General features: G+C 71.5%; 23 protein-coding genes. 14 read left to right on the forward strand and 9 right to left on the reverse strand.

Features of this window, described 5'->3' with window-relative positions:
* A complete protein-coding gene (locus tag OG462_RS33995; RefSeq protein WP_406066827.1) occupies positions 1–1608 on the forward strand; it encodes an AMP-binding protein in 1608 nt (535 codons plus the stop codon).
* Between the two features lie 41 nt (positions 1609–1649).
* Here the strand turns inward: OG462_RS33995 and OG462_RS34000 are convergent, their stop codons facing one another.
* The 3 genes from OG462_RS34000 to OG462_RS34010 form a co-directional block, all read right to left on the reverse strand.
* Positions 1650–2210 carry a GNAT family N-acetyltransferase gene (locus OG462_RS34000; RefSeq protein WP_406063632.1) on the reverse strand — a complete coding sequence of 187 codons (561 nt, stop codon included), beginning with the start codon at positions 2208–2210 and terminating at the stop codon, positions 1650–1652.
* A gap of 19 nt (positions 2211–2229) precedes the next feature.
* The gene (locus OG462_RS34005) at positions 2230–3042 is read right to left on the reverse strand and encodes a TIGR04222 domain-containing membrane protein (protein WP_406063634.1); all 813 of its coding nucleotides are present in this window, start codon (positions 3040–3042) and stop codon (positions 2230–2232) included.
* Between the two features lie 135 nt (positions 3043–3177).
* A complete protein-coding gene (locus tag OG462_RS34010; RefSeq protein WP_406063636.1) occupies positions 3178–4329 on the reverse strand; it encodes a hypothetical protein in 1152 nt (383 codons plus the stop codon).
* 332 nt (positions 4330–4661) lie between these two features.
* Between OG462_RS34010 and gcl the strand changes: the two genes are divergently transcribed.
* Positions 4662–6440: a glyoxylate carboligase gene (gene gcl / locus OG462_RS34015; protein ID WP_406066828.1), complete on the forward strand. Its 1779-nt coding sequence runs from the start codon at positions 4662–4664 to the stop codon at positions 6438–6440.
* 152 nt (positions 6441–6592) lie between these two features.
* On the opposite strand, the gene OG462_RS34020 is transcribed toward gcl, so the two are convergent.
* A complete protein-coding gene (locus tag OG462_RS34020; protein ID WP_406063638.1) occupies positions 6593–7564 on the reverse strand; it encodes an ArsR family transcriptional regulator in 972 nt (323 codons plus the stop codon).
* A gap of 74 nt (positions 7565–7638) precedes the next feature.
* On the opposite strand from OG462_RS34020, the gene OG462_RS34025 reads away from it, so the two are divergent.
* The gene (locus tag OG462_RS34025; protein WP_406063640.1) at positions 7639–8865 is read left to right on the forward strand and encodes an MFS transporter; all 1227 of its coding nucleotides are present in this window, start codon (positions 7639–7641) and stop codon (positions 8863–8865) included.
* Here OG462_RS34025 and OG462_RS34030 read toward each other — a convergent pair.
* From OG462_RS34030 to OG462_RS34045, 4 genes are all read right to left on the reverse strand, one after another.
* A complete protein-coding gene (locus OG462_RS34030; protein ID WP_406063642.1) occupies positions 8801–9466 on the reverse strand; it encodes an HNH endonuclease in 666 nt (221 codons plus the stop codon). The genes OG462_RS34025 and OG462_RS34030 overlap by 65 nt on opposite strands.
* A gap of 591 nt (positions 9467–10057) precedes the next feature.
* On the reverse strand, positions 10058–11515 hold the full coding sequence (locus tag OG462_RS34035) for a catalase (RefSeq protein ID WP_406063644.1): 1458 nt from the start codon (positions 11513–11515) through the stop codon (positions 10058–10060).
* Positions 11516–11703: 188 nt separating this feature from the next.
* Complete coding sequence (locus tag OG462_RS34040; RefSeq protein WP_406063646.1) at positions 11704–12594, reverse strand: 2-hydroxy-3-oxopropionate reductase; 891 nt, start codon at positions 12592–12594, stop codon at positions 11704–11706.
* A 44-nt stretch (positions 12595–12638) separates the two neighbouring features.
* Entirely contained in the window at positions 12639–13490 is an 852-nt protein-coding gene (locus OG462_RS34045; protein WP_406063648.1) for a TIM barrel protein, read from the reverse strand.
* Between the two features lie 137 nt (positions 13491–13627).
* On the opposite strand from OG462_RS34045, the gene OG462_RS34050 reads away from it, so the two are divergent.
* The 9 genes from OG462_RS34050 (at position 13628) to OG462_RS34090 (ending at position 21682) form a co-directional block, all read left to right on the forward strand.
* Positions 13628–13882 (forward strand): thiamine-binding protein, encoded by a 255-nt coding sequence (locus tag OG462_RS34050; protein WP_406063650.1) that lies wholly within the window; start codon positions 13628–13630, stop codon positions 13880–13882.
* A 50-nt stretch (positions 13883–13932) separates the two neighbouring features.
* A complete protein-coding gene (locus tag OG462_RS34055) occupies positions 13933–14319 on the forward strand; it encodes a helix-turn-helix domain-containing protein (protein WP_406066829.1) in 387 nt (128 codons plus the stop codon).
* Positions 14320–14474: 155 nt separating this feature from the next.
* On the forward strand, positions 14475–14990 hold the full coding sequence (gene uraD / locus OG462_RS34060; RefSeq protein WP_406063652.1) for a 2-oxo-4-hydroxy-4-carboxy-5-ureidoimidazoline decarboxylase: 516 nt from the start codon (positions 14475–14477) through the stop codon (positions 14988–14990).
* A complete protein-coding gene (uraH, locus tag OG462_RS34065; RefSeq protein ID WP_406063654.1) occupies positions 14987–15376 on the forward strand; it encodes a hydroxyisourate hydrolase in 390 nt (129 codons plus the stop codon). The genes uraD and uraH overlap by 4 nt, the downstream gene beginning before the upstream one ends.
* Before the next feature lie 5 nt (positions 15377–15381).
* Positions 15382–16305, forward strand: a complete 924-nt coding sequence (pucL, locus tag OG462_RS34070; RefSeq protein ID WP_406063656.1) for a factor-independent urate hydroxylase — start codon at positions 15382–15384, stop codon at positions 16303–16305.
* A 71-nt stretch (positions 16306–16376) separates the two neighbouring features.
* The gene (locus OG462_RS34075) at positions 16377–17783 is read left to right on the forward strand and encodes a nucleobase:cation symporter-2 family protein (RefSeq protein ID WP_406063658.1); all 1407 of its coding nucleotides are present in this window, start codon (positions 16377–16379) and stop codon (positions 17781–17783) included.
* Between the two features lie 48 nt (positions 17784–17831).
* On the forward strand, positions 17832–19220 hold the full coding sequence (locus OG462_RS34080) for an 8-oxoguanine deaminase (RefSeq protein ID WP_406063660.1): 1389 nt from the start codon (positions 17832–17834) through the stop codon (positions 19218–19220).
* Between the two features lie 405 nt (positions 19221–19625).
* Positions 19626–20975 carry a nucleobase:cation symporter-2 family protein gene (locus OG462_RS34085; protein WP_406066830.1) on the forward strand — a complete coding sequence of 450 codons (1350 nt, stop codon included), beginning with the start codon at positions 19626–19628 and terminating at the stop codon, positions 20973–20975.
* Positions 20976–21034: 59 nt separating this feature from the next.
* On the forward strand, positions 21035–21682 hold the full coding sequence (locus tag OG462_RS34090) for an aspartate/glutamate racemase family protein (protein WP_406063662.1): 648 nt from the start codon (positions 21035–21037) through the stop codon (positions 21680–21682).
* Between the two features lie 70 nt (positions 21683–21752).
* Here OG462_RS34090 and OG462_RS34095 read toward each other — a convergent pair whose 3' ends face one another.
* Entirely contained in the window at positions 21753–22367 is a 615-nt protein-coding gene (locus tag OG462_RS34095; RefSeq protein ID WP_406063664.1) for a hypothetical protein, read from the reverse strand.
* A gap of 131 nt (positions 22368–22498) precedes the next feature.
* Between OG462_RS34095 and OG462_RS34100 the strand changes: the two genes are divergently transcribed.
* Both OG462_RS34100 and OG462_RS34105 read left to right on the forward strand, forming a co-directional pair.
* Positions 22499–23470 (forward strand): fibronectin type III domain-containing protein, encoded by a 972-nt coding sequence (locus OG462_RS34100; RefSeq protein WP_406063666.1) that lies wholly within the window; start codon positions 22499–22501, stop codon positions 23468–23470.
* Positions 23471–23567: 97 nt separating this feature from the next.
* On the forward strand, positions 23568–24722 hold the full coding sequence (locus OG462_RS34105) for a beta family protein (protein ID WP_406063668.1): 1155 nt from the start codon (positions 23568–23570) through the stop codon (positions 24720–24722).
* Positions 24723–24755: the final 33 nt, after the last annotated feature.

The raw sequence follows: 24755 nt of genomic DNA on the forward strand, positions 1-24755 counted from the left end.
GTGACCGAGGAACTCTCCTACGCCCACGGGGTGTCCACCACCGCGCTCCTCGGCGACACCATCGGCGCCAACCTGGACCGGGCCGTCGCCGCCTGGCCGGAGCGCGAGGCGCTCGTCGACGTGTCCACCGGACGCCGCTGGACGTACGCCCGATTCGGGGCGGACGTCGACCGGTTGGCCGGGTCCCTGCTCGGCAGTGGGGTGCGGAAGGGCGACCGGGTCGGCATCTGGGCGGTCAACTGCGCCGAGTGGGTCCTCGTGCAGTACGCCACCGCTCGCATCGGTGCGGTCATGGTCAACATCAACCCCGCCTACCGGGCCCACGAGTTGGCGTACGTGCTCAACCAGGCCGGGATCACCCTGCTCTTCGCCTCGCTCGCGCACAGGACGAGCGACTACCGGGCCATGGTCGAGCAAGTGCGGGGAGAGTGCCCGGAGTTGCGCGAGGCGGTCTACTTCGGAGACCCGGGCTGGGACGCGTTCCTCGCCCGTACGCCCGGAGAGCTGCGTCCCGAGCCGCTCTCCTGCGACGAGCCCGTCAACATCCAGTACACGTCGGGGACGACGGGCTTCCCCAAGGGGGCCACGCTCTCCCACCACAACATCCTCAACAACGGCTATTTCGTCGGCGAGATGATCGCCTACTCCGAGCAGGACCGGATCTGCATCCCGGTGCCCTTCTACCACTGCTTCGGCATGGTCATGGGGAACCTGGCCGCCACCTCCCACGGCGCCTGCATGGTGATCCCCGCGCCCTCCTTCGACGCTGCCGCCACCCTCCGGGCGGTGCAGGAGGAGCGCTGCACCTCGCTGTACGGGGTGCCGACGATGTTCATCGCCGAGCTGGACCTCCCCGACTTCGCCACCTACGACCTGTCGAGCCTGCGCACCGGCATCATGGCCGGCTCGCCGTGCCCGGTGGAGGTGATGAAGCGGGTCGTCGCCGAGATGAACATGGCGGAGGTGTCGATCTGTTACGGCATGACCGAGACCTCACCGGTCTCCACCCAGACCCGCCGCGACGACGACCTGGAGCGCCGCACGGGCACCGTCGGCCGCGTCATGCCGCACGTCGAGGTGAAGGTCGTCGACCCGGTGAGCGGCCTGACCGTCGAGCGCGGCACGGCGGGGGAGCTGTGCACCCGCGGCTACAGCGTGATGCTCGGCTACTGGGACGAGCCGGAGAAGACCGCCGAGGCGATCGACGCCGGCCGCTGGATGCACACCGGCGACCTGGCGGTCATGCGGGACGACGGCTACGTCCAGATCGTCGGCCGTATCAAGGACATGATCATCCGGGGCGGCGAGAACGTGTACCCGCGCGAGATCGAGGAGTTCCTCTACGGGTACGCGAAGATCGCCGACGTCCAGGTCGTGGGCGTGCCCGACGAGCGCTACGGCGAGGAGATTCTCGCCTGCGTCATCCCCCGCGACCCGGCCGACCCGCCCACCCTGGAGGACGTCACCGCCTTCTGTCGCGACCGGCTCGCCCACTACAAGATCCCGCGCAGGGTGGAGATCCTCACCGAGTTCCCGATGACGGTGAGCGGGAAGGTACGGAAGGTGGAACTGCGGCAGCGGTACGGGGAGCGGGGCGGCACCCCTTAGCGGTCCTCTCGGTCCTCTCGGTCCTCCGGGGCCTCCCGGGTCTAGCGGGCCTCCCGGGCCCCGCGGGCGCCCTGGTCCTCCGGGGCGTTCCGCACCTCCCGGCGCATGCATACCCGGGGCCAGACCGAGAGGCCGTGGGCCGCCTCCGCGCGGCTGATGGCGCGCAGGCCCTCCGTGAGAGCCGGGTCGGACTCGGTGAGCGGGCGGAAGCCGAGCCGCGTGTAGTACGGGGCGTTCCACGGCACCTCGGTGAACGTCGTCAAGGTCAGCGCCGCCAGGCCCTGTTCCCCGGCGGCCGTGGCCAGATGCTCGATCAACGCCCGGCCGACGCCCCGGCGCGCGGCATCGGGATGCACCGACACCTGTTCGATGTGGGCGGAGCCGTCGACCGTGTCGGCCAGCAGATACGCGACCGGGTGATCGGCGGTGTCCACCGCCACCCATGCCCGGCCCGCACAGCGGTAGGACTCCAGGACGTCCAGGGGCAGGGGGTCGTCGTCGGCGATCGCCGCCATGCCGAGAGTACGGAACGGCTCGCCCGCCGCCCGTTCGATGTCCTGGAGCAGCGGGAGTTCGGCCGGAGCGGCCGCTCTGATGCGCATACGACAGTATGGCGCGGCCTCACCCCGCGGCGTCGCCCGGACCGGGACCCGGATCCGGACCACGCTCCTGCGGCGGCCGGTTCCGGTCCACCTCCCCGGGCCGGTCGAGCAGCCCGCCGTCCCGCGAGAAACGGGGCAGGAACAGCGCGAGCGCCGCATCGCCGTACAGCGCCACGTACAGCTGGACCAGCCACCCGTCCGTCACCTCGCGCCGATGCGCCGGCAGCGGGTACCGCTCCCGCAGCCCGGTGAGGAGCCGCCGCGCCGCCCGGGTGGCCGGCGGCAGCCGCAGCAGCACCATCGCCAGGAGTACGGGCAGGGCGCCCGCGGCGAGCGCCCCGGCGAGACCCGTGCCGGACGCCGCCGTCGCGTACGCCCCCACCGCCACCGTCAGCGGTACGCAGCCGAGCAGCGTCCTGGCCGCCCACAGCCGCCTCGACGGCCGCAGCAGCCCCGCCCCGCGCAGCTCGCGGCGCAGCGCGTCCACCGCCCGCCGCGCCTCGGGGCGCAGCGCGAGATCCCGCAACGCGAACGCCCGGTGGAGCGCCCCGTGCACCCCCAGCTGTACGGGGTCCAGGGTGCGGCCGGGGCCGCCGTTGGCCCGAATCGTATGTTTGCGGCCCGCCGCGACCGCTCCGCGCTGGTGCAGCGCCACGAGCGCCACGATGACGGCCGCCCGCCGCCCGCCCCGCAGCAGCGCCAGGGCCTGCGGCGGCGGCACGTCGTCCGGACGCGCCCCTTCGCTTTCCCGGCTGCGGGTTCGCAACAACGCGGCGGCGAGCAGCAGTTGCCCGCAGGCCGCACCGATGAACCACCACATCACCGTCGGCATGAAGCCCACCCCCCGAGGGTGTTGTGCCCGGGGGAGCGTGATCGTCACGCGTGAATGGCCGGTTTCGGATGCCGAGGTGTTGTGGACGGTACGTCTCCGGGGCCGGCCGGGCCCCCGAGACGCCTCCGTCGAGCCTCAGGCGGCGCCCGAGGCCAGATCGTCGGCGGCGTCGTTCACCGGCTGCGGGGTGCCGGTCAGGTCGAGCACGAAGAGCGGAAGCCCGACCTCGGCGGCCCGTGAACGGGCCTCCGGGGTGTAGCCGGCGAGCGAGAAGAACACGCTCACGGAGGAGGCGCTCAGCCCGTTCAGCCACAGGCACTCGACGGCCCGCAGGCCGGTGGGCCGCGTGCTCGGGTCGACCTGCGCGACGAGCCCCGGCGCCCGCAGGTCCACTCCGGACGCGGGGCGCTCCTCGGGCTGGACGACGTCCCGGAACCCCAGCCAGCGCAGATACCCGGCCGCGGCCGCGACCGCGTCCCGCGCGGTCCGGATCGTCAGCGGCCGGAAGGCCCCACGCACCGGAGCCGGGCGCGGGGCGGTGGGCGGCAGCGGGATGTGCGAGGGGTAGCGCTCCGCGAACGTACGGTGCGCGCCCGGACGGGGCGGGGTCGCGGGGCCACGGTGGGCGGCGTGGCCGGGCCCGGTGCCGAGTCCGGGGGTGCCGGGGCCCGCACCTGCGGTGCCGGGACCCGTTCCGGGGGTGCCGGGACCCGTTGATGCCGTGCCGGGACCCGTTCCCGCAGTGCGGGGACCCGTACCGAACCACGCCGAGCCGGGTTCGACCGCCGGGGAGTGTGCCGTACCGGCCGAGGTGTCCGCCCGGGGCGGGTAGGGCCCGCCTGCGGCGGACGGACCGGAGGGGGAGGCGGGCGAGGACGAAGGCGAGGGCTGGCCTGCGGCGGTGCCGTGCCGGCTCGCACCCGGCACCGTCGTACCCGTGCCCGTACCCGTGCCCGTGCCCGTACCCGTGCCCGTATTCGTGACCGGTCGGGAAGCACCCGCTTCCGGCCACGATCCGGTGCTTCCGCCGGCCCCGCCGACGTCCGCGCCGTCGCGCCTCGTCTCGCCGACCGCCGGGGCCCCGCCCCCGCCGAACCCGCCGGAGGCCCCCGTGTCCACCGACCGCACCGGCACGCGCAGGACCGTTCCGCACGTGCAGCCCAGTTCCGGGTGGGGCCAGTCGTCCTCGCGGCCGCAGGCGCCGCAGCGGACGGTGACCCATTCGTCCGTCCAGTTCCGGTGCGTGATGGGTTCCGCCGTCGCGCCCGCCGTCACGGGTGGCACCACCGGGTTTCCGCACGCGCAGGGGAAGACGGGCGCCGCGTATGCCTGCGTGCGCAGGCATTCCGGGCAGCGCACCGGTACCGACTCGCCCACAACCAACCCCCTGTCGTTCCGTCCCATCGTCCACCCATCGGCCGCCTCGGGGGGAGGTGTTCGGCCACTTCCGTGATCCCGCCGGTCGGACTTCTCTTGACGGTTCTCCGGAGCCCGACCTACATTGCTTCCGTATAGCAGAACAGTATTTCCGCATTACGGAAACAAGTCGTTCCGGGGCCCCGAGCCGACCGGTGGGCTTGGATCCGCCCGGCCGAAGCAGGAGCACTCCCATGCCTCGTATGACCGCCGCCGCAGCGGCCGTTGAGATCCTCAAGCGCGAAGGCGTCACCACCGCGTTCGGCGTGCCCGGCGCGGCGATCAACCCCTTCTACCGCGAGCTCAAGAACGTCGGCGGCATCGGCCACACGCTGGCCCGCCACGTCGAGGGCGCGTCCCACATGGCCGAGGGCTACACCCGTGCCAAGGCCGGCAACATCGGTGTCTGCATCGGTACCTCGGGCCCCGCCGGCACCGACATGATCACCGGTCTGTACTCGGCGATCGCGGACTCGATCCCGATCCTGTGCATCACCGGCCAGGCCCCGGTCTCGAAGCTCCACAAGGAGGACTTCCAGGCCGTCGACATCGCCTCGATCGCCAAGCCGGTGACCAAGGCCGCCACGACCGTCCTGGAGGCCGCGCAGGTCCCCGGCGTCTTCCAGCAGGCCTTCCACCTGATGCGCTCCGGCCGCCCCGGCCCGGTCCTCATCGACCTCCCGATCGACGTCCAGCTGACCGAGATCGAGTTCGACCCGGAGACCTACGAGCCGCTGGCGGTCTACAAGCCGCAGGCCACCCGCGCCCAGGCCGCGAAGGCACTGAGCTTCCTCCTGGAGTCCGAGCGCCCGCTGATCGTCGCCGGTGGCGGCATCATCAACGCCGACGCGTCCGACCTCCTCGTCGAGTTCGCCGAGCTGATCAACGTCCCGGTCATCTCCACTCTGATGGGCTGGGGCACCATCCCGGACGACCACGAGCTGGCGGCCGGCATGGTCGGTGTCCAGACCGCGCACCGCTACGGCAACGCGACCTTCCTGGAGTCGGACTTCGTCCTCGGCATCGGCAACCGCTGGGCCAACCGTCACACCGGTTACAACATGGACGCGTACACCAAGGGCCGGAAGTTCGTCCACGTCGACATCGAGCCCACCCAGATCGGCAAGATCTTCGCTCCGGACTACGGCATCGCCTCCGACGCCAAGGTCGCGCTGGAGCTCTTCATCGAGATCGCCAAGGAGCTGAAGGCCGCCGGCGAGCTGCCGGACTTCTCCGCCTGGGCCGCCTCCGCGCAGGAGCGCAAGGCCACCCTCCAGCGCCGGACGAACTTCGACAACATCCCGATCAAGCCGCAGCGCGTCTACGAGGAGATGAACAAGGCCTTCGGCCCGGAGACCCGCTACGTCACCACCATCGGTCTCTCCCAGATCGCGGCCGCGCAGTTCCTGCACGTCTACAAGCCGCGCCACTGGATCAACTGCGGCCAGGCGGGCCCGCTCGGCTGGACCATCCCGGCCGCCATCGGTGCCGCCACCGCCGACCCGGAGACCCCGGTCGTCGCGCTCTCCGGCGACTACGACTTCCAGTTCATGATCGAGGAGCTGGCGGTCGCCGCTCAGCACAAGGTCCCCTACGTCCACGTCCTCGTGAACAACGCCTACCTGGGCCTGATCCGTCAGGCGCAGGGCAACCTGGGCATCAACTTCGAGGTCAACCTCGAGTTCGAGAACATCAACACCCCGGAGATCGGCGTCTACGGCGTCGACCACGTCAAGGTCGCCGAGGGCCTGGGCGTCAAGGCGATCCGCGTCACCGACCCGGAGAAGCTGGGCGAGGCCCTGGAGCAGGCCAAGAAGCTGGCCGTCGAGCACCAGGTCCCGGTCGTCGTCGAGGCCATCCTGGAGCGCATCACGAACATCGCGATGAGCAAGACGGTCGACATGAGCGACGTCACCGAGTTCGAGGAGCTGGCCACCGAGCCCGGCCACGCCCCGACCGCGATCAAGGCCCTCCAGGTCTGATCGGCCCGAGCAGCCAGATCCGTCTGAACGGTCGGATCCGTCCGAACGGTCAGATCCGTCTGAACGGTCGGATCCGTCTGATCCGGGAGTCCTGACACGGCCCCCGCCCCGAGGAGCACCGGGGCGGGGGCCGCCCCGCGTTCACGCGCCCGTCAGCGCTGCGCCCGTACGAGCACCGCGCCCGCCTCCGTCCACTCGTACAGGACCGACCGGCCCGCCCGGTCCCGCCGTACGAGCCCGGCGTCGAGCAGCACCTTCAGATGCCGTCCCACCGAGCCGAGTCCCTGCCCGGTCTGCGCCACCAACTGGCTGGTGGACTTGGGGTGTTCGAGCCGTACGAGCACCCCGGCGCGCATCCCGCCCAGCAGCGCGCCGAGCGCCTCGGGCACGACCGGTCCCGTCGCGTCCGTCAGGGCGCCGGAGCACGCGTACACGATCGCGAACCGTTCGGATCCCGCCCAGGAGACCCAACCCCGGTTCGGTGTCACGGGGACGAAGAGCAGCCGGCCGCCGTCGACCGATCTCGGGGGATAGGCGCGGGGGTTGACCTGGAGCCGCCCGTCGCCCAGCCACCGCATCTTCCCCGGGCACAGCTCGTCGAGTGCCGCCGCCCACCCGCCCCGGCCCAACAGGGCGGTCCGCGCCACCACATCGGCCTCCAGGACCCGGCGGCGGCGCGGCCAGTCGGGCAGCACCGTCTCCCGCCACACCCACTCCAGGACCTCCGTCATGCGCCGTGGCAGGTCCTTCGCCGTGTGCAGCGGTTCCGGTACGGGCCCGCCGACCGCGACCTCCAACTGGGTTACGGCATCGACTTGTTCGACCTCGCGGACCGCCACGACCTCCTCCTCGAAGGGACGCTCGGGCCCGCCCGTCGGCGTCGGCGTCAGGAAGTCGGCGTTCCACGTGCGTCCGATGGCCGCCCGTACGAGCAGCGCGTCGAGCGGTTCGGCGGCGAGGCGTTCCCGGTACGCGGGGAGGTGCGCGGTCAGCCAGGCGCGCTCGCCCGGGTGGGCGCCGGCGGCCGCGTGCAGGGTCATGAGGGCCGCGACCGTCTCGGCGAGCGGAGAGACGACGAATCGGCTCCCGGCGAGGGAGTCCGTACCGATCTGCCACCAGCCCATACCGCACGCCCCCGTCGTTTCGCCTCTCCGCGAAACAATAACGAGACCACCGCCGGCCCCCGAGACTCCCCGGCATGCCCCGCTACCGCGACCTCTTCCGTACTCCCGAGTTCACCCCGCTCTTCCTCACCGGCGCTGTCCACACCGCCGCCCAGACGGTCGTCGGGCTCGGGCTCGCCACGCTCGTGTTCCGCGCGACCGGCTCCCCGCTCCTCTCCGCGCTCGCGCTCTTCGGGCCCTCGCTCGCCCAGCTGATCGGCGCGACCACCCTGCTCTCGGCCGCCGACCGGCTGCCGCCGCGCGCCGCGATCGCCGGGATCGCGCTCTTCTTCGCCCTGGGCACCGCCCTCCTGGCGGTCCCCGGGCTGCCGACCTGGGCGGTCTTCGTGATCCTTCTCGCCGAGGGGCTGGCCGCCTCGCTCGGCGGCGGCGTGCGTCACGGGCTCCTCAACGAGATCCTCGCCCGCGAGGACTTCCTCCTCGGCCGCTCGGTGACGAACATGGCCGTCGGCGTCTGCCAGATCGGCGGGTTCGCGGCCGGCGGCCTCCTGATCGCCCTGCTCTCGCCGCGCGGCTCGGTCCTCGTGGGCGCCGGGCTCTACCTCGCCGCCGCGCTCCTCGCCCGTCTCGGCCTCGGGGCGCGTCCGCCCCGAGCCGCGGGCCGGGCCTCGGTCGGCGAGACCTGGCGCACCAATCGGCGGCTGTTGTCCTCGCCCGCGCGCCGCCGCTGCTACCTCGCCCTCTGGGTGCCCAACGGGCTGATCGTGGGCTGCGAGTCGCTCTTCGTGCCGTACGACCCCGAGCGGGCCGGCCTCTTCTTCGCCTGCGCCGCGCTCGGGATGCTCGCCGGGGACACCGCCGTCGGCCGCTTCGTACCGGCACGGCTGCGCGGCCGGATCCGCTTTCCGCTGCAGGCGCTGCTCGCGGCCCCGTTCCTGCTGTTCGCCCTGGACCCGGCGGTGCCGCTCGCGCTGCTCGCGGTGACGGTCTCGGCGGCCGGGTACGGGGCGAGCCTCCTGCACCAGGAGCGGCTGATGGCCCTGGTGCCGGAGGAACTGGGCGGTCACGCCCTCGGCCTCCACACCTCGGGGATGCTCGCGCTCCAGGGGGTGAGCGCGGCGCTGGCCGGCACCCTCGCCCAGTACACGTCACCGCGTACGGGGATGGTGCTCCTCGCCCTCGCCTCGCTCGCCGTGACGTTCTGGCTCGCGCGGGCCGACGGGAGGGCGCAGGGACCTACCGAGGCGTCGCCGAGCGGATCACGACCGTCTCCTCGCAAGGACCGTCGGCGAACAGCTTGAGCGACTCCACCTCGTCCTTGTCGGCCGACAGGCCCCAGCGCAGTTTGGTGGACACCCACTCGCCGACGTAACGGCAGTACTGCGCGGCGTCCGAGGGCACCCACTCGGCCGGGTCCCGTCCCGCCTTGTCCTGCCGGCTGCGGGCGGTGACGGCGACGAGGGTCGCGGTCGCGCCCTGGTCGTTCGCGAACCGTTCGCGCCGGGCCGCGGTCCAGCCGGAGGCCCCCGACTCCCAGGCCTCGGCGAGCGGGACGAGGTGGTCGACGCGGAGGGCGGCCGGGTCGGAGACGCTCTGGCCGTCGTAGTACGAGGTCCAGCGGCCCCCGGTCAGTGCGCAGCCCTTGCCGGCCGTGGGCGCGTCGACGGCCTCGGAGAGCAGGACCTCGGAGCGGGTGTCGCAGCCGTCCGACGCGTCGAGGCCGGCGTTCCAGTGGGGGAACGCGCTCTCCCGGAAGCCGTCCGGGTCCTCGGCCGCCTCGGTGAGCTCGGCGAGCGCGTCGGGCAGGAGGACGACGTTCGCGGAGAGGGCGGGGGAGGGGATGGCGAGCGGGGACAGGATGAGGGCGAGCGGGGTGAGCCCGCGCAGCAGGTTCTTGATCATGTGCGAGTGGATAGCGCCGGGCGCGGGGTGCGGCGGGCCCGAATCGCGGTGCACTCCTCCGAGCGGGTGCGGATCTTCACCGCAGAAACGATGCGCTGAGCGATGCGCTCCGGGGCTGTACGCACAAAGCCCCCCGGGGGTCGTACGTACAAAGCCCCCGGGGCCGTACGTACAAGGCCTCGGGGCCGTACGCACACAAAGAAGAGCGCGGAACCAGGGACCGTAAACCTGGTTCCGCGCTCTCCGGCTTGTGACCGCCCGACGGCACGAGGCTGGCGCGACAGGACGTTCGCGCCGCCGGGCGGAGTCTGGGGGATTCCCTCGGGGGACTCCTTCGGGAGGGGCCCTCGGGGGGGAGTCCTTCGAGAGAGGGCGTTGGGACCGCGGCGGTGCCGACGGGCGGCCGGTGCACCCCTCCTTTCAGGTCAAGAAGGGGGACCGGCGCCCTTACCACCGCACTGGCTCGGCGCCGCCGCGGTCCTCACGCTTGTCCGGATCACCGGCCACCCCTCATCCGGGTCGGCGATCCGGACCACGTACGACACTGACCTCCCGTCAGGTGTCGTACGCAGTCTGGGTGTTGCTGGTCGGTCAGTCCTCGCGCAGGGCGTTGACCGCCTCCGCCACGCGCTTGCCGTACTCCGCGTCGGCGGCGGCGAAGTGCGCGAGGTTCTTCTCGATGACGTCCTCGCGGGACACCTGGGACAGACCGCCGGCGATGTTCGCGATCAGGCGGCCCTTCTCGTCCTCGGACATCAGGCGGTAGAGCTCACCGGCCTGGAAGAAGTCGTCGTCCTTGGTGTGCTGCGGCGCCTCGTGGGTGCCGGTCCAGCCGTGGATCGCGAGCGGGGCGGAGAGCGCCGCTTCGGTCTGGGCCGGGCCCTGGTACGAGTTGGGCTCGTAGTTCTTGTCGTGGCGCGAGCCCTGGCGGGTGGCCATGAGACCGTCCCGGCCGTAGTTCTCGGCCACGGTCGCCTTGGGGGCGTTCACCGCGAGCTGGGTGTGGTTGACGCCGAGGCGGTAGCGGTGGGCGTCCGCGTAGGCGAAGAGGCGGCCCTGGAGCATCTTGTCCGGCGACGGGCCGATGCCCGGGACGAAGTTGTTCGGGGAGAACGCGGCCTGCTCGACCTCGGCGAAGACGTTGTCCGGGTTGCGGTCGAGGACCAGGCGGCCCACGCGCTGCAGCGGGTAGTCGCTGTGCGGCCAGACCTTGGTGAGGTCGAACGGGTTGAAGCGGTACTCCGCGGCCTCGGCGGCCGGCATCACCTGGACGTACAGGGTCCACGAGGGGTTCACACCGCGCTCGATGGCCTGCAGCAGGTCGGTCTGGTGCGAGTTGGCGTCCTTGCCGACGAGCTCGGCGGCCTGGTCGGCGGAGAGGCTCCGGATGCCCTGGTTCGTCTTGAAGTGGTACTTGACGAAGAAGGCCTCGCCCGCCTCGTTGGTCCACTGGTAGGTGTGCGAGCCGTAGCCGTTCATGTGACGGTACGAGGCCGGGATGCCGCGGTCGCCCATGAGCCAGGTGATCTGGTGGGTGGCCTCGGGGGCGTGTGCCCAGAAGTCCCAGACGTTGTCCGCCTCCTGCTTGCCCGTGAAGGGGTCGCGCTTCTGGGAGTGGATGAAGTCGGGGAACTTGATCGGGTCCTTGATGAAGAACACCGGGGTGTTGTTGCCGACGAGGTCGTAGTTGCCCTCTTCGGTGTAGAACTTCAGCGCGAAGCCGCGCGGGTCACGGACGGCGTCCGCGCCACCGAGCGAGTCGGCCACGGTGGAGAAGCGGATGAACGTCTCGGTCCGCTTGCCGACCTCGCCGAGGAAGTTCGCCCTGGTGAACCCGGTGACGTCGTCGGTCACCTCGAAGTAGCCGTACGCACCGGAGCCGCGGGCGTGCACCACGCGCTCCGGGATCCGCTCACGGTTGAAGCGCGCGAGCTTCTCCAGCAGGTGCTGGTCCTGGAGGAGGAGAGGGCCACCGACGCCGGCGGTGGCGGAGTTCTGGTTGTCGGCGACGGGGGCGCCGGACTCGGTCGTAAGCACGCGCTTCGACATCGTGACCTTCCGTACGGGAGCTCTGCTGACGGTCCGAGGAGCGTAAATTCGGCTCGAACGTGACGTCAACAGTTTGTTGAAAAGGAAGTGTGGTGTTCCGGTCGGCGGCGGCGCCTGGGCGCGACAGGACAGTTGTCAGCGCCGCCGCCGACCGGAAGTCTGGGGCCCCCGCTCGCGGGGGCGCTGGATCAGACCTGCTGGCCGGAGAGGCGCTCGACGGCGCGCAGCAGGGCCGAGTGGTCCAGGCCGCCGTCACCCTGGGCGCGCAGCGAGGCCACGAGCTGGGCGACGACCGCGCCGACCGGGAGGGCCGCACCGACATTGCGGGCGGCGTCGGTGACGATGCCCATGTCCTTGTGGTGCAGGTCGATCCGGAAGCCGGGCTTGAAGTCCCGGTTCAGGAAGTTGTCCTTCTTGCGGGTCAGCACGGTCGAGCCGGCCAGGCCGCCGTTGAGGACGTCGAGGGCGGCCTGGAGGTCCACACCGGACTTCTCCAGGAAGACCACGGCCTCGGCGCAGGCCTGGATGTTGACCGCGACGATCAGCTGGTTGGCGGCCTTCACCGTCTGGCCGGAGCCGTGCGGGCCGCACAGCACGATGGTCTTGCCGAGCGCCTCCAGGACCGGGAGGGCCTCGTCGAAGTCGGCCTTCTCGCCACCGACCATGATCGAGAGCACGGCCTCGATGGCGCCGGCCTCGCCGCCGGAGACCGGGGCGTCGATGACACGGATGCCCTTGGCGGCGGCGTTCTTGGCGAGGTCGACCGAGGTCTGCGGGGTGATCGACGACATGTCGACGATCAGCGCGCCCTGCCTGGCGTTCTCCAGGATGCCCTCGGGGCCGTAGGAGATGGCCTCGACGTGCGGGGAGGCGGGCACCATCGTGACGATGACGTCGGCGTCCTTGACGGCCTCCGCGATCGACGCGGCGGCGTTGCCGCCGGCCGCGGTGAGGCGGTCCAGCTTGTCCTGCTCCAGGGTGAAGCCGGTGACGGAGTAGCCCGCCTTGATCAGGTTCTCGGACATGGGGGAGCCCATGATGCCGAGGCCGATCCAGGCAATCTTGGGAAGGTTGCTCATGAGGGTGCCTCTCAAAACAAGGTGGTACGGGGAGGGGGCCTGCGTCAGCGAGCCGGGCGGGCCTCGGCGGGCAGCCACTCGAAGGACGCGGCGGCGTCGGCGGCCTTGTACTCCAGGCCGATCCAGCCGTCGTAGCCGGCCTTCTTCAGCTCGTCGAGGAGCTGTTCGAGCGGCAGGTCGCCGGTGCCCGGCGCGCCACGGCCCGGGTTGTCGGCGATCTGTACGTGGCCGGTCTTGGCCGCGTACTCCGCGATGACCTGGCTGACGTCCTCGCCGTTCATCGACAGGTGGTAGATGTCGAGGAGGAACTTGGCGTTGCCGAGGCCGGTGGCCGCGTTGACCTTGTCGATGACCTCGATCGCGGAGGGGGCGCTCACCAGCGGGTAGAGCGGCGACTCCGGCTTGTTGAGGGTCTCGACGAGGAGGATCGCGCCGATCCGGTCCGCCGCACGGGCGGCCAGGACCAGGTTCTCCAGGGCGAGGGAGTCCTGGATCTGCGGGTCCACGCCTTCGACGCGGTTGCCGTAGAGCGCGTTGAGCGCCTTGCAGCCGACCGAGGCGGCGAAGTCGGCGGCCACCTCGATGTTGGCGCGGAAGCGGTCCGACTCCTCCCCGGGCACGGAGAGGGCTCCGCGGTCCGGGCCGGGGAGCTGGCCGGCGTAGAAGTTCAGGCCCACCAGCTGGGTGCCGGCGTCCTCAAGGGCTTTCTTGAGGGCGTCGAGCTCGCTCTGCTCGGGGGTGGCGGTGTCGATCCAGGGCCACCACAGCTCGACCGCGGTGAAGCCCGCCGCGGCGGCGGCCGCGGGGCGCTCCAGGAGCGGGAGTTCCGTGAAGAGGATCGACAGGTTCACATCGAAGCGCTGGTCCGTGCCTGCGCCTACTGAGAAGCGGGCCATGAGGGGCGGCGCTCCTTCCGTATCGCGGAAGTAAGTTTCTGTCTGACGGAATGTTGCAAGGCAGGGGAGGCGCTTGTCAAGAGGTCCCCGCAGGTCCGGGGCTCCCGCAGGCCGGAGCGGGGCCGTAGCGTGGGGCCATGGTGCGTTTGAGAGTGGAGTTCACGACCGAGCCGTTCGACCTCGACGAGGCGCCGGCGCACGCGGTCGTGGCCCGTGAGGTCATCCAGTCGGCCCAGCTGGACGCGGTCGACGTCGGCCCCTTCGGCAACACGGCGGAAGGCGGCGCCGACGAGGTGCTCACCGCCGTCGACGCGCTGCTGCGCAAGTCGCTCGCGGCCGGGGCCACCCGCGTCTCGCTCCAGGTCAATGTGCTCGGGGAGGACGAGAAGTGAGCGAGCGCCCTGCGATCGATGCGGTGACCGAGCACCCCTCGGTCGATGCGATGGCCGAGCACCCTCTCGTCGCGGCCGTGAAGCCCCTGGTCGACGCCATGGGTGCGGAGCTGCTCGTCCCCGGGCAGGCGGAGGCCGACGATGTCGTTCTGTCCTGGGAGGGAGAGGACGTGCTCGCCGTACGGCTGCCGCAGCTGTCCGAATCCCTCGACCACATCCTCGCGGCGATGGAGCGGCGGCACGGGATGCCGCTGGCCGGACTGGACCGCAAGGCCAAGCAGGAAGCCGTCCGGCTCCTGGAGGCGCGCGGGGCCTTCGCGGTACGCCATGGAGTGGAGACGGTGGCGGGTGCACTGGGTGTCAGCCGCTTCACCGTGTACAACTACCTCAACAGGGAGACCGCCCTGAACAGGGAAAAGGCCGCCAAGGGCGAGTAGTTGATCATGTATGGCCACAAGCCGTCGTCCGCATGTCGGGACGACGGCTTTTGCATGGCCGAGTTTTCAACAAAGTGTTGACGTGATGTTGCGGAGGGCGTTAGCTATCCGCAGCCCGTCCGACGCACAGCGAAAAACAGCCACGGAGGCTTCCCGTGACTTCAGGTACGACACCGGGCCTCACCCGGTTCAACACCTCCGCGGACAGCGAGGCCCTCGCCGCGCTCCACGAGGTGTGTTCCAGTTCGGCGTGGGGGAGCAAGATCCTCGCCCAGCGCCCGTACTCCACCGCCGAAGCTCTCTTCCTCGCCAGCGACGCCGCCATGGCCGAGCTGACCGCAGAGGACCTGGCCGAGGCGATGGCGGGGCACCCGCCGATCGGTCGTCCGAAGGCAGGGGACCCGACCTCCTCCCGCGAACAGAGCGGGATGGCCGGCGCCTCGGCAGAGCTCAAGACCGAGATGCTCGAACTCAACCTGGCCTACCAGGACACGTTCGGACACGTCTTCCTCATCTGCGCCACCGGCCTGACCGGCGAGCAGATGCGCGACGCGCTCCGGCAGCGGATCGGCAACTCGTCCGGGGAGGAGCGGGAGATCGTCCGCACCGAACTGGGCAAGATCAACCGCATCCGGCTGACCCGACTCGCAGAGGAAGAGAGCTCCGCATGAGCACCGACACCACAGCCTCGGTGTCCACGCACATCCTGGACACCAGCATCGGCCGCCCCGCCGAGGGCGTCGCCATCACGCTCGCGGCCCGCAGCGGCTTCGACGCGGAGTGGGTCGCGCTCGGTGGCTCGGCCACCGACGCGGACGGGCGCTGCAAGGACCTGCCGGCGCTGCCGGAAGCAACCACCCACGTACGACTCGACTTCGAGGTCGAGACGTACTTCTCCAAGAAGCAAGCCGAGGCGCAGCAGGACGCCCCCCGCGTAAGGGACAGCGGTGCGTTCTTCCCGGAGGTGGCGATCACGTTCGCTGTCAAGCCGGGCGAGCACTATCACGTACCGCTGCTGCTCAACCCGTTCGGCTACTCCGTTTACCGAGGGAGCTAGCAGACATGCCCACGATTCTCGGCCAGAACCAGTACGGCAAAGCAGAGAACCGCGTCGTCAAGATCACGCGGGACGGCGACACCCACCACATCAAGGACCTCAACGTCTCCGTCGCCCTCTCCGGCGACCTCGACGACGTCCACCTCACCGGCTCGAACGCCCACTGCCTCCCCACCGACACGACGAAGAACACCATCTTCGCGTTCGCCAAGGAGTACGGCATCGAGTCCGCCGAGCAGTTCGGCATCCACCTCGCCCGCCACTTCGTGACGAGCCAGGAGCCGATCAAGACGGCGCGCATCCGGATCGAGGAGTACTCCTGGGAGCGCATCGCGTCCTCCGAGGCCAACTCCAAGTTCATCGGGGCCGAAGAGGTCAACCACTCCTTCGCCCGCAAGGGCCAGGAGACGCGGGTCACCCAGATCACCTACGACGGCGAGAAGTGGGAGGTCATCTCCGGCCTCAAGGACCTCGTCGTCATGAACTCCACCAACTCGGAGTTCTGGGGCTACATCAAGGACCAGTACACGACGCTCCAGGAGGCGTACGACCGCATCCTGGCCACGCAGGTGTCCGCCCGCTGGCGGTTCAACTGGACCGACGACGACCAGCGCATGCCCAACTGGGAACGGTCCTACGAGCAGACCAGGAAGCACATGCTCGAAGCCTTCTCGGAGACGTACTCGTACTCCCTCCAGCAGACGCTGTACCAGATGGCCACGCGCATCATCAACCACCGCTCGGAGATCGACGAAGTCCGCTTCTCGCTCCCGAACAAGCACCACTTCCTGGTCGACCTCGAGCCCTTCGGCCTCAAGAACGACAACGAGGTCTACTACGCCGCCGACCGCATGTACGGCCTCATCGAGGCCACCGTCCTCCGCGACGGAGCAACGGCGCAGATCCCGGTCGACATGACCAACCTCTAAGCGGCGTCCGAGTGACCGGCCCCCGCCCGCCCGCAGTCGGGCGGGGGCCGCACCGGACCGGAGGGACTCTCATGACACAGCCCGCAAAGGGGCCGGCACCCGCCGAAGGCCCGTGTTCCACCCCACCGGACACCACACACCAGGTCCATCCGGTGGACGAAAAGCTCCCCGCCTCGCGGCTCGTCCCCGCGGCGCTCCAGCACATCGCCGCCATGTACGCCGGCGTCGTGACCCCTCCGCTCATCATCGGTCAGGCCGTCGGCCTGGACGCCGCCGGAATGACCCGGCTCATCGCGGCCAGCCTGCTCATCGCCGGCTGCGCGACCATCCTGCAGACCCTCGGTGTACGAGGCTTCGCCGGCAACCGGCTGCCGTTCGTCAACGCCGCCTCCTCCGCCGGAATCGCGCCGATGCTCGCCATCGCCGAGACCAGCGCCCCCGGTCACCAACTCCCCGCCATCTACGGCGCGGTGATGGTCGCCGGAGTCTTCTGCCTCGCCGTCGGACCCTTCTTCGGCAGGCTCCTGCGCTTCTTCCCGCCGCTCGTCACCGGCGTCGTCATCACCCTCATCGGGGTCACCCTGATGCCCGTGCCGGTGAGCTGGGCGCAGGGCGGCGACAAGACCGCCGCCGACTTCGGCGCCATGAAGTACCTGGCGCTCGCCGGCTTCACCCTCGTCGTCATCCTGCTCTTCCAGCGCTTCGGCAAGGGCTTCGTCAAGCAGATCGCCCTGCTGCTCGGCCTCTTCATCGGCACCCTCGCCGCGATCCCCTTCGGGATGGCCGACTTCACCGCCCTGCGCGAGGCGCCCGTCGCGGCCCTGCCGGCCCCCTTCGCCTTCGGCGCCCCCGAGTTCCAGCCCGCCGCGATCCTCTCCCTGTGCATCGTCATGCTGGTCCTGATGACCGAGTCCAGCGCCGGCATGCTCGCCCTCGGCGAGATCTGCGAGCGGCGCAGCGACGGCCGGACCATCACCAGGGGACTGCGCACCGACGGCATCGCCACCCTGATCGGTCCCGTCTTCGGCGGCTTCCCGACCTCGGCCTTCGCCCAGAACGTCGGCGTCGTCTCGCTGACCCGGGTGCGCTCCCGGTACGTGGTGGCCGTCGCCGGCGGCGCCCTGCTGGTCCTCGGCGCCTTCCCGGTCCTCGGCGCGGTGGTCTCGATGGTCCCGATGCCCGTCCTCGGCGGCGCCGGCATCGTCCTCTTCGGCTCGATCGCGGTCAGCGGCATCCGCACCCTGTCGGAAGCCGGACTCGACGACAGCTCCAACATCATCCTGGTGGCCGTCGCGCTCGGAGCGGGCATCATCCCGCTCGCCGCGCCCACCTTCTACGCCGAGTTCCCCGCCTGGGCGCAGACCGTGCTCGGCTCCGGCATCAGCGCGGGCGCGCTCGTCGCCGTTCTGCTGAATCTGTTCTTCCATCATCTCGGCACCCGGAGCCGTCACGCGGCCCCGGCACTCAAATCCTCCTAGGGTCCTGCCGTGCCCACATCACCCCAGAGGAATGAAGGAACCACCGCCATGGCAGCACCTGCGGCAGCCCAGCGCATCGTCATCGAGAACGCGGCGATCGCGACCGTCGACGCGAACGACACCGAGTACGCCTCCGGCTACCTCGTCGTCGCGGACAACAAGATCGAGTCCATCGGTGCCGGCAAGGCTCCCGAGGGACTGGAGAACGTGGTCCGGCGCATCGACGCCACCGGCCATCTCGTCACGCCCGGTCTCGTCAACACCCACCACCACTTCTACCAGTGGATCACCCGGGGCCTGGCGACCGACCACAACCTCTTCAACTGGCTCGTGGCGCTCTACCCGACCTGGGCGCGGATCGACGAGCAGATGGTGCGCGCCGCAGCCCAGGGCTCGCTGGCCATGATGGCCCGCGGCGGTGTCACCACCGCCATGGACCACCACTACGTGTACCCGGTGAACTCCGGTGACCTGTCCGGTGCCATCATCGGCGCCGCCTCCGAGATGGGCGTCCGCTTCACCCTCGCCCGCGGCTCCATGGACCGCAGCGAGAAGGACGGCGGCCTGCCGCCGGACTTCGCCGTCGAGACCACCGAGGGCGCGCTCGCCGCGACCGAGGAGACGGTGAAGAAGTACCACGACGCCTCCTTCGACGCGATGACCCAGATCGCCGTCGCCCCCTGCTCGCCCTTCTCCATCTCCACCGAACTCCTCCGGGAGGGCGCGGCGCTCGGCCGCCGCCTCGGGGTGCGCATGCACACCCACGGCTCGGAGACCGTGGAGGAGGAGAAGTTCTGCCACGAGCTCTTCGGGATGGGCCCGACGGACTACTTCGAGTCCACCGGCTTCCTCGGCGAGGACGTGTGGATGGCGCACTGCGTCCACATGAACGACTCCGACATCGCGGCCTTCGCCCGCACCAAGACCGGTGTGGCGCACTGCCCCTCCTCCAACGCGCGTCTCGCCGCCGGCATCGCCCGCGTCCCCGACATGCTGAAGGCGGGCGTACCCGTCGGCCTCGGCGTCGACGGCACCGCCTCCAACGAGTCCGGCGAGCTCCACACCGAGCTGCGCAACGCGCTCCTCATCAACCGCCTCGGTGCCCACCGCGAGGCCGCGCTCAACGCCCGCCAGGCGCTGCGCCTCGGCACCTACGGCGGCGCCCAGGTCCTCGGCCGTGCCGACAACATCGGCTCCCTCGAAGCCGGCAAGCTCGCCGACTTCGTCCTGTGGAAGATCGACGGCCTCGGCCACTCCACGATCGCCGACCCGGTCACCGCCATCGTCTTCGGCGCGGCGGCCCCGGTCACGGCCTCCTTCGTCAACGGCAAGCAGATCGTCGAGAACGACCGACTGCTCACCGTCGACGAGGACACCATCGCGCGCGACGCGCGCGCGGAGGCACAGCGTCTGGCCCGCATCGCGGCCCAGGGCTGACCCTCCCCATGGAGTCCGACCGAGGGGGACGGCCCTCGGTCGGTCGCCGCGGACCCGAGCGGGGTCCGCGGCAGCCCGACCGGGAGGTGCCGTACGCAGAAGACGTACGGCACCTCCCGGGACGGTGATACCTGCCCGCACCCCCACCGGGCACGCTCACCGGGCATTCCGTCCCGCGTCGCGACTCCCCACGCACGCACACCGCACCATCCCGCAACGAGCCGCACCTCCTGCACCCGCACCGCATCGCACCACCTCCTTGACCCCCGCGTCGCCGCCGACGTGTAACCGACCGGAGGAACCGCCGTGGCCGCAAAGCCCCAGGTTCGCAATGCACAAGACGCAGGCTCCGCCCCCGACGACCGCGAGATACATCCGGTCGACGAGAAGCTGCCCCCGCTGAAGATGGTCACCAGCGGTCTCCAGCACGTGGCCGCCATGTACGCCGGGGTCGTCGCCCCGCCCCTGATCGTCGGAGCGGCCGTCGGCCTCTCCGGCACCGAACTCACCTTCCTGACCGGCGCCAGCCTCTTCACCGCGGGTCTCGCCACCTTCCTCCAGACGCTCGGGGTCTGGAAGATCGGCGCCCGGCTGCCGTTCGTCAACGGCGTCACCTTCGCCGGCGTCGCACCGATGCTCGCCATCGTCGACACCACCGACGACAAGACCGACGCGCTCCCCGTCATCTTCGGCGCGATCATCGTCGCCGGACTCCTCGGCTTCCTCGCCGCCCCCTGGTTCTCCCGCCTCGTGCGGTTCTTCCCGCCCGTCGTCACCGGCACCGTGATCACCCTCATCGGTGTCTCCCTCCTCCCGGTCGCCTTCGGCTGGGCCCAGGGGCCCAATCCCGCGGCCGAGGACTACGGTTCGACCACGTTCCTCTCGCTCGCCGGCATCACGCTCGTCGTCGTCCTGCTGCTCCGCCGCTTCACCCGCGGCTTCCTCAAGCAGATCGCCGTCCTCGTCGGCCTCGTCATCGGCACCCTGATCGCCATACCGTTCGGCGTCACCGACTTCTCCCCGGTGACCGAGGCGGACATCGTCGGCTTCCCGACGCCCTTCCACTTCGGCGGCCCGCAGTTCGCCCTTGCCGCGATCATCTCCATGTGTGTGGTCATGCTGGTCTCCATGACCGAGTCGACCGCCGACATGCTGGCGCTCGGCGAGATCGTCGACCGGCCCGCCGACGAGAAGACCATCGCGGCCGGACTGCGCGCCGACACCCTCGGCTCCGCCATCAGCCCGCTCTTCAACGGCTTCATGTGCAGCGCCTTCGCGCAGAACATCGGCCTCGTCGCCATGACCCGGATCCGCAGCCGCTTCGTCGTCGCCTGCGGCGGCGGCTTCCTCGTCCTGATGGGCCTCTCGCCGGTCGCCGCCTCGCTCATCTCGGTCGTCCCCCGGCCGGTCCTCGGTGGCGCGGGCGTCGTCCTCTTCGGTTCGGTCGCCGCCAGCGGCATCCAGACCCTGGTCAAGGCCGGTCTAGAGAAGGACAACAACGTGCTGATCGTGGCGGTGTCGCTCGCCGTCGGCATCATCCCGATCACCGCGCCGGAGTTCTACCACGCCTTCCCGGAGACGGCGAAGATCATCCTGGACTCCGGCATCTCGACCGGCTGCGTCGCGGCGGTCCTGCTCAACGTGGTCTTCAACCACCTGGGCAAGGGCCGGGACGACGACGAGGTCACCGCGCCGATGGAGCCCGGCGAGGAGATCTCCGGCAGCCACACGGCCAAGGCGGCGCACGTCCACTGAACCCGCCCGCTGCCCCACCGCCCGCCCCGGTCCCCGCGCACGCCGCGGGGCCCGGGGCCGTGGTGCTGATCAACCCCAACACCTCCACCGCCACGACCGCGATGATGACCGCCCTCGCCCGGCGCACCCTGGGCAGTGCCTTCCCCGTCCGTGGCGTGACGGTGCCGCGGGGCCCGCGCATGCTCACCGACCCGGCCGCGCTGAGGGCCGCCGCCCCGGAGGTCCTCGCCGCGGGCCTCCGCGCTGCGGCCGGCGGAGACTGCGCGGCCCTCCTCATCGGCGCCTTCGGCGACCCGGGCGCGGCGGAGCTGCGCGCGGCGACCGATGTGCCCGTGGTGGGCCTGGGCGAGGCTGCCCTCAGGGAAGCGGCCGCCGGCGGAACCCCCTTCGGCATCGCCACCACGACACCGCTCCTGGCCGAGGCCATCACGGCCCATGTGACGGCCCTGGGCCTCGCCGACCGGTACACGGGCCTCCGCCTCACCACCGGAGCACCCGAACGCCTCTCCGCCGAACCGGAGTCGCTCCTCGACGAACTGGAGCGCGCCGTCCGCGCCTGCGGGGAACGGGACGGGGCACGGGCGGTCGTCATCGGCGGCGGCCCACTGGGCGACGCGGCGGAGCAACTCCGCACCCGGTGCGCGGTCAGGATCGTGGCCCCGATCCCGGCGGCGTGCCGCGAGATCGCCCGCCTGCTGCGCGGGTGACGGCCGGGGCGCCCGGCAAGGCTCCGGTGGTGGTCACGGCGCCCGTTCACGCGCCCGTTCACCGATCCACTCACCGCTCCACCGCGAGCCGCCGACGGCACTCCTGGGCCAGCGCCGGGTACGCGGCGGCGATCGCCTCGTACAGCCGTCGCCGCAGCAGCCGCTCGGCCTCGCCGCGCCCGGTCTCCCCGTACAGGCCGTCGAGCAGTGCCTCGTACCGAGCGAGGGCCTGCCGCAGATAGCTCACCTGCCACCGTACGAGGGCGCCGGCAGGTGCTTCGCCCGATGCCTTCGGGGGTGTCCCGCCCGGAGGCGACCCCGGGCTCCGTGCCCCCAGCAGCTGCCGGTGCCGGACCGCCCGCCGCTCCAGCTCGGGCCCCGGCAGCCGGGGCACCTCGATCGGTTCCGCGCGGATCGCGGCCAGGACGGCGGCCCGGCGCCGCTCGGCGTAGGCCGCCGCGGCCGAGGAGCGGGCCGGCGAGAGCGCCGACGTCTCCGCGAACTCGGGTGTCCGCTCCACCGTTTCGACCCGCGCCAGGAGGTAGAGCCGCAGCGGCGCGAGGGACCAGCGGCGCGGGTCGCGGCCCTGTACATCGGGTGTGCCGAGCAGGTCCCGCACCATCGTGTCGGTCCAGCCGCGTCGGCGTACCCCGGCGAGCGTCACATAGGTCGTACGGTCCGTCATGATTCCCCCAGATTCGACTACGGAGCGTGATGTTCTCAGTGAAGCGCAGGCCACTGACAGCGCCCCCTTGCCGGAGCCGGTCCGACTGTGCGATATAGGTCTGGACCTTTCCGACGGACGGAGGCCGGCCCGTGCAACGCCCGCTCGCCGCAAGCCTGTTGACTGCTCTCACGCTCGCCCTCACCCTCACCCTCGCCGGGTGCCAGGGCGCCGCTGTCTCGGAGGTCGAGGACACCCGCGCCCCCACCGTCCCGTCCGGCGTCACCGCGACGGCGGGCAGCGCGAGCACGGTCCATGTGATGTGGAGCGCGGCCACCGACGACCGGGCCGTCACGGGGTACGCGGTCTACAGCGAGGGCCGCAAGGTCAAGGACCTCCCGGCCACCACCCTGATGACCGACGTGGTCGGCCTGGCCCCCGCCACCCTCCACCGCTTCACGGTCCGGGCCCGCGACGCCGCCGGCAACGTCTCGCCCCCGAGCGTCACCGTCACCGCGACCACCCTCCGCGCCGTCGCCGAGGACCGCAGGCCCCCCGGCGCGCCGTCCGGGCTCCGCGCCACCCCCGACGGCAGTCGCGCCGTGACCCTCCGCTGGTCCGCCTCCGAGGACGACACCCGGGTCACCGCGTACGACGTCTACCAGGCCGACACCCGCATCCACACCGTGCCCGGCACCGCCACCACCGCCCACGTCACCGGACTGCGCCCCGGCACCGCCTACGCGTTCACCGTCCGCGCCCGCGACGCCGCCGAGAACTCCTCCCCGGACAGCACTCCCGCCGACCTCACCACGGCCCCGTCCCCCGGCGCCCCCGCGAACACCGCACCCACCCGCCTCGCCGCCACGGCGACCAAGGGCGAGATCACCGTCACCTGGACCCCACCGGACACCGGCGCCCCGGTCACCCACCACGAACTCCACCTCAACGGCACGTTCGCCACGACCATCATCTGGGGCACCGCCCCACCCCCCGGCCGCGCCACCTACACCTTCCCGGTCCAGGACCCCCCGGGCACCCGCTACACCGTCACCCTCCGCGCCCAACTCCCGGACGGCACCTGGGGCGACTTCTCGGCACCGCGGACGGTGGTGGTGCGCTGACGGAGTCGCGGACTGGCCGAAACCGCCCCCTTTCGCCGCGCACCGCCTCCCCTCACCCTGCGAAGCAGGGGATGCAGCGGGCCGCTGGGGGGCGCCGATGTTCGAGCCGTTGTCCGGTCCGTCGTCCGACCGCCCGTCCGACCCGCTCTACGTACCCGCGTTGCCCGCGCGCCGGAACGCCCTCGACGCGTACGACTCTCTTCCGCCCCGGGTGGGCGCGTGCGTGACGCCGCTGTGGAGCATCCCGCCACGGGTCGGCCGGCTCCGCACCATGGGCCGGCGCCCGCCCCACCCGCTCGATCCCGACCCGGCCGCGCTCGCCGCCCATCTGGGGGCCGTACTGCACCGGATAGAGACCGTGCAGCACGGTCGGCCCGCGTGGGTGGACGCCTTCCACGTCGAGGACCAGGCGTGGCCCTTCGCCACGGCCGGCCTGCCGGGTGCGGCACGGACCTCGCTCCGGCCGGTGACGGGCGTCGGGCGCGCCGCCGGGCAGCAGACGGCCAGCGCCGAAGCGGCTCGCGCGAGCGGCAGCGGCCTCGGCATCCGGGTGTTCCTGACCGGGCTGCCCGACGAGGAGCTGAGGGACGAGGTCGTCCTTCTCCTGGACCGGATCGCGTTCGCGCACTGCCCGTTGGACCTGCTGCTCGACCTCGGGGCCGTCGTCGACGAGCACTGCCCGGCGGAGAAGTGGGCGCTGCGCGCCCTCGCCCTGCTGGGCCCCCTCCACCGCTGGCGGACGGTCGTCCTGCTCGCCGGTTCCTTCCCTCCCGCGTACCCCGACGACTACGGGGCACCGCTCGCGGAGGCGCAACGGTTCGACTGGGACGTCTGGCACATGCTCGTCGACGGGCCCGACCGCCCGGAGGTACGCGTCGTCTACGGCGATTACGGGGCCGACCACACCGGAGGCGCCGACCGGCCGGTGGCGGTGGGCGGCGGTTCCCCCTGGGGCATCGTGCGCTACACCACCGAGCGCACGTTCCTCCTCGCGCGCGTGCCCACCCGGGGACTCGACCACGCGGACGCGATCCGCGCGCTGGTCCAGGAGATCGTGTGCGCGGAGGGCTTCCGGGGAGCCGAGTTCAGCGCGGGGGAGCGCTGGCTGGTCTCCTGCGCGGCCGGAGCGGGCAGCGAGGGTGTCGGCGGTCCCACGATCTGGCTGCGCACGGGACACGTCCAGCACATGGCCCAGGTCGTCCGCGCCCTGCGGAGACGCCCCCTGACACCCCTGCCGAAGCGGGTGCGATGATTCCTGGCCCCCTCCGCCTGCGTCGTACGTCCG

It is taken from the genome of Streptomyces sp. NBC_01077 (assembly GCF_045162855.1).
Taxonomy (GTDB): domain Bacteria; phylum Actinomycetota; class Actinomycetes; order Streptomycetales; family Streptomycetaceae; genus Streptomyces.

What these genes read in the sequence shown, in the direction of transcription:
- OG462_RS34000 (WP_406063632.1), bottom strand. Translation starts at nt 2,210, where the DNA reads ATGCGCATCAGAGCGGCCGCTCCGGCCGAACTCCCGCTGCTCCAGGAC.
- OG462_RS34005 (WP_406063634.1), bottom strand. Translation starts at nt 3,042, where the DNA reads ATGCCGACGGTGATGTGGTGGTTCATCGGTGCGGCCTGCGGGCAACTG.
- gcl (WP_406066828.1), top strand. Translation starts at nt 4,662, where the DNA reads ATGACCGCCGCCGCAGCGGCCGTTGAGATCCTCAAGCGCGAAGGCGTC.
- OG462_RS34020 (WP_406063638.1), bottom strand. Translation starts at nt 7,564, where the DNA reads ATGGGCTGGTGGCAGATCGGTACGGACTCCCTCGCCGGGAGCCGATTC.
- OG462_RS34025 (WP_406063640.1), top strand. Translation starts at nt 7,639, where the DNA reads ATGCCCCGCTACCGCGACCTCTTCCGTACTCCCGAGTTCACCCCGCTC.
- OG462_RS34030 (WP_406063642.1), bottom strand. Translation starts at nt 9,466, where the DNA reads ATGATCAAGAACCTGCTGCGCGGGCTCACCCCGCTCGCCCTCATCCTG.
- OG462_RS34035 (WP_406063644.1), bottom strand. Translation starts at nt 11,515, where the DNA reads ATGTCGAAGCGCGTGCTTACGACCGAGTCCGGCGCCCCCGTCGCCGAC.
- OG462_RS34040 (WP_406063646.1), bottom strand. Translation starts at nt 12,594, where the DNA reads ATGAGCAACCTTCCCAAGATTGCCTGGATCGGCCTCGGCATCATGGGC.
- OG462_RS34045 (WP_406063648.1), bottom strand. Translation starts at nt 13,490, where the DNA reads ATGGCCCGCTTCTCAGTAGGCGCAGGCACGGACCAGCGCTTCGATGTG.
- OG462_RS34050 (WP_406063650.1), top strand. Translation starts at nt 13,628, where the DNA reads ATGGTGCGTTTGAGAGTGGAGTTCACGACCGAGCCGTTCGACCTCGAC.
- OG462_RS34055 (WP_406066829.1), top strand. Translation starts at nt 13,933, where the DNA reads ATGGCCGAGCACCCTCTCGTCGCGGCCGTGAAGCCCCTGGTCGACGCC.
- uraH (WP_406063654.1), top strand. Translation starts at nt 14,987, where the DNA reads ATGAGCACCGACACCACAGCCTCGGTGTCCACGCACATCCTGGACACC.
- pucL (WP_406063656.1), top strand. Translation starts at nt 15,382, where the DNA reads ATGCCCACGATTCTCGGCCAGAACCAGTACGGCAAAGCAGAGAACCGC.
- OG462_RS34075 (WP_406063658.1), top strand. Translation starts at nt 16,377, where the DNA reads ATGACACAGCCCGCAAAGGGGCCGGCACCCGCCGAAGGCCCGTGTTCC.
- OG462_RS34080 (WP_406063660.1), top strand. Translation starts at nt 17,832, where the DNA reads ATGGCAGCACCTGCGGCAGCCCAGCGCATCGTCATCGAGAACGCGGCG.
- OG462_RS34085 (WP_406066830.1), top strand. Translation starts at nt 19,626, where the DNA reads ATGGTCACCAGCGGTCTCCAGCACGTGGCCGCCATGTACGCCGGGGTC.
- OG462_RS34095 (WP_406063664.1), bottom strand. Translation starts at nt 22,367, where the DNA reads ATGACGGACCGTACGACCTATGTGACGCTCGCCGGGGTACGCCGACGC.
- OG462_RS34105 (WP_406063668.1), top strand. Translation starts at nt 23,568, where the DNA reads ATGTTCGAGCCGTTGTCCGGTCCGTCGTCCGACCGCCCGTCCGACCCG.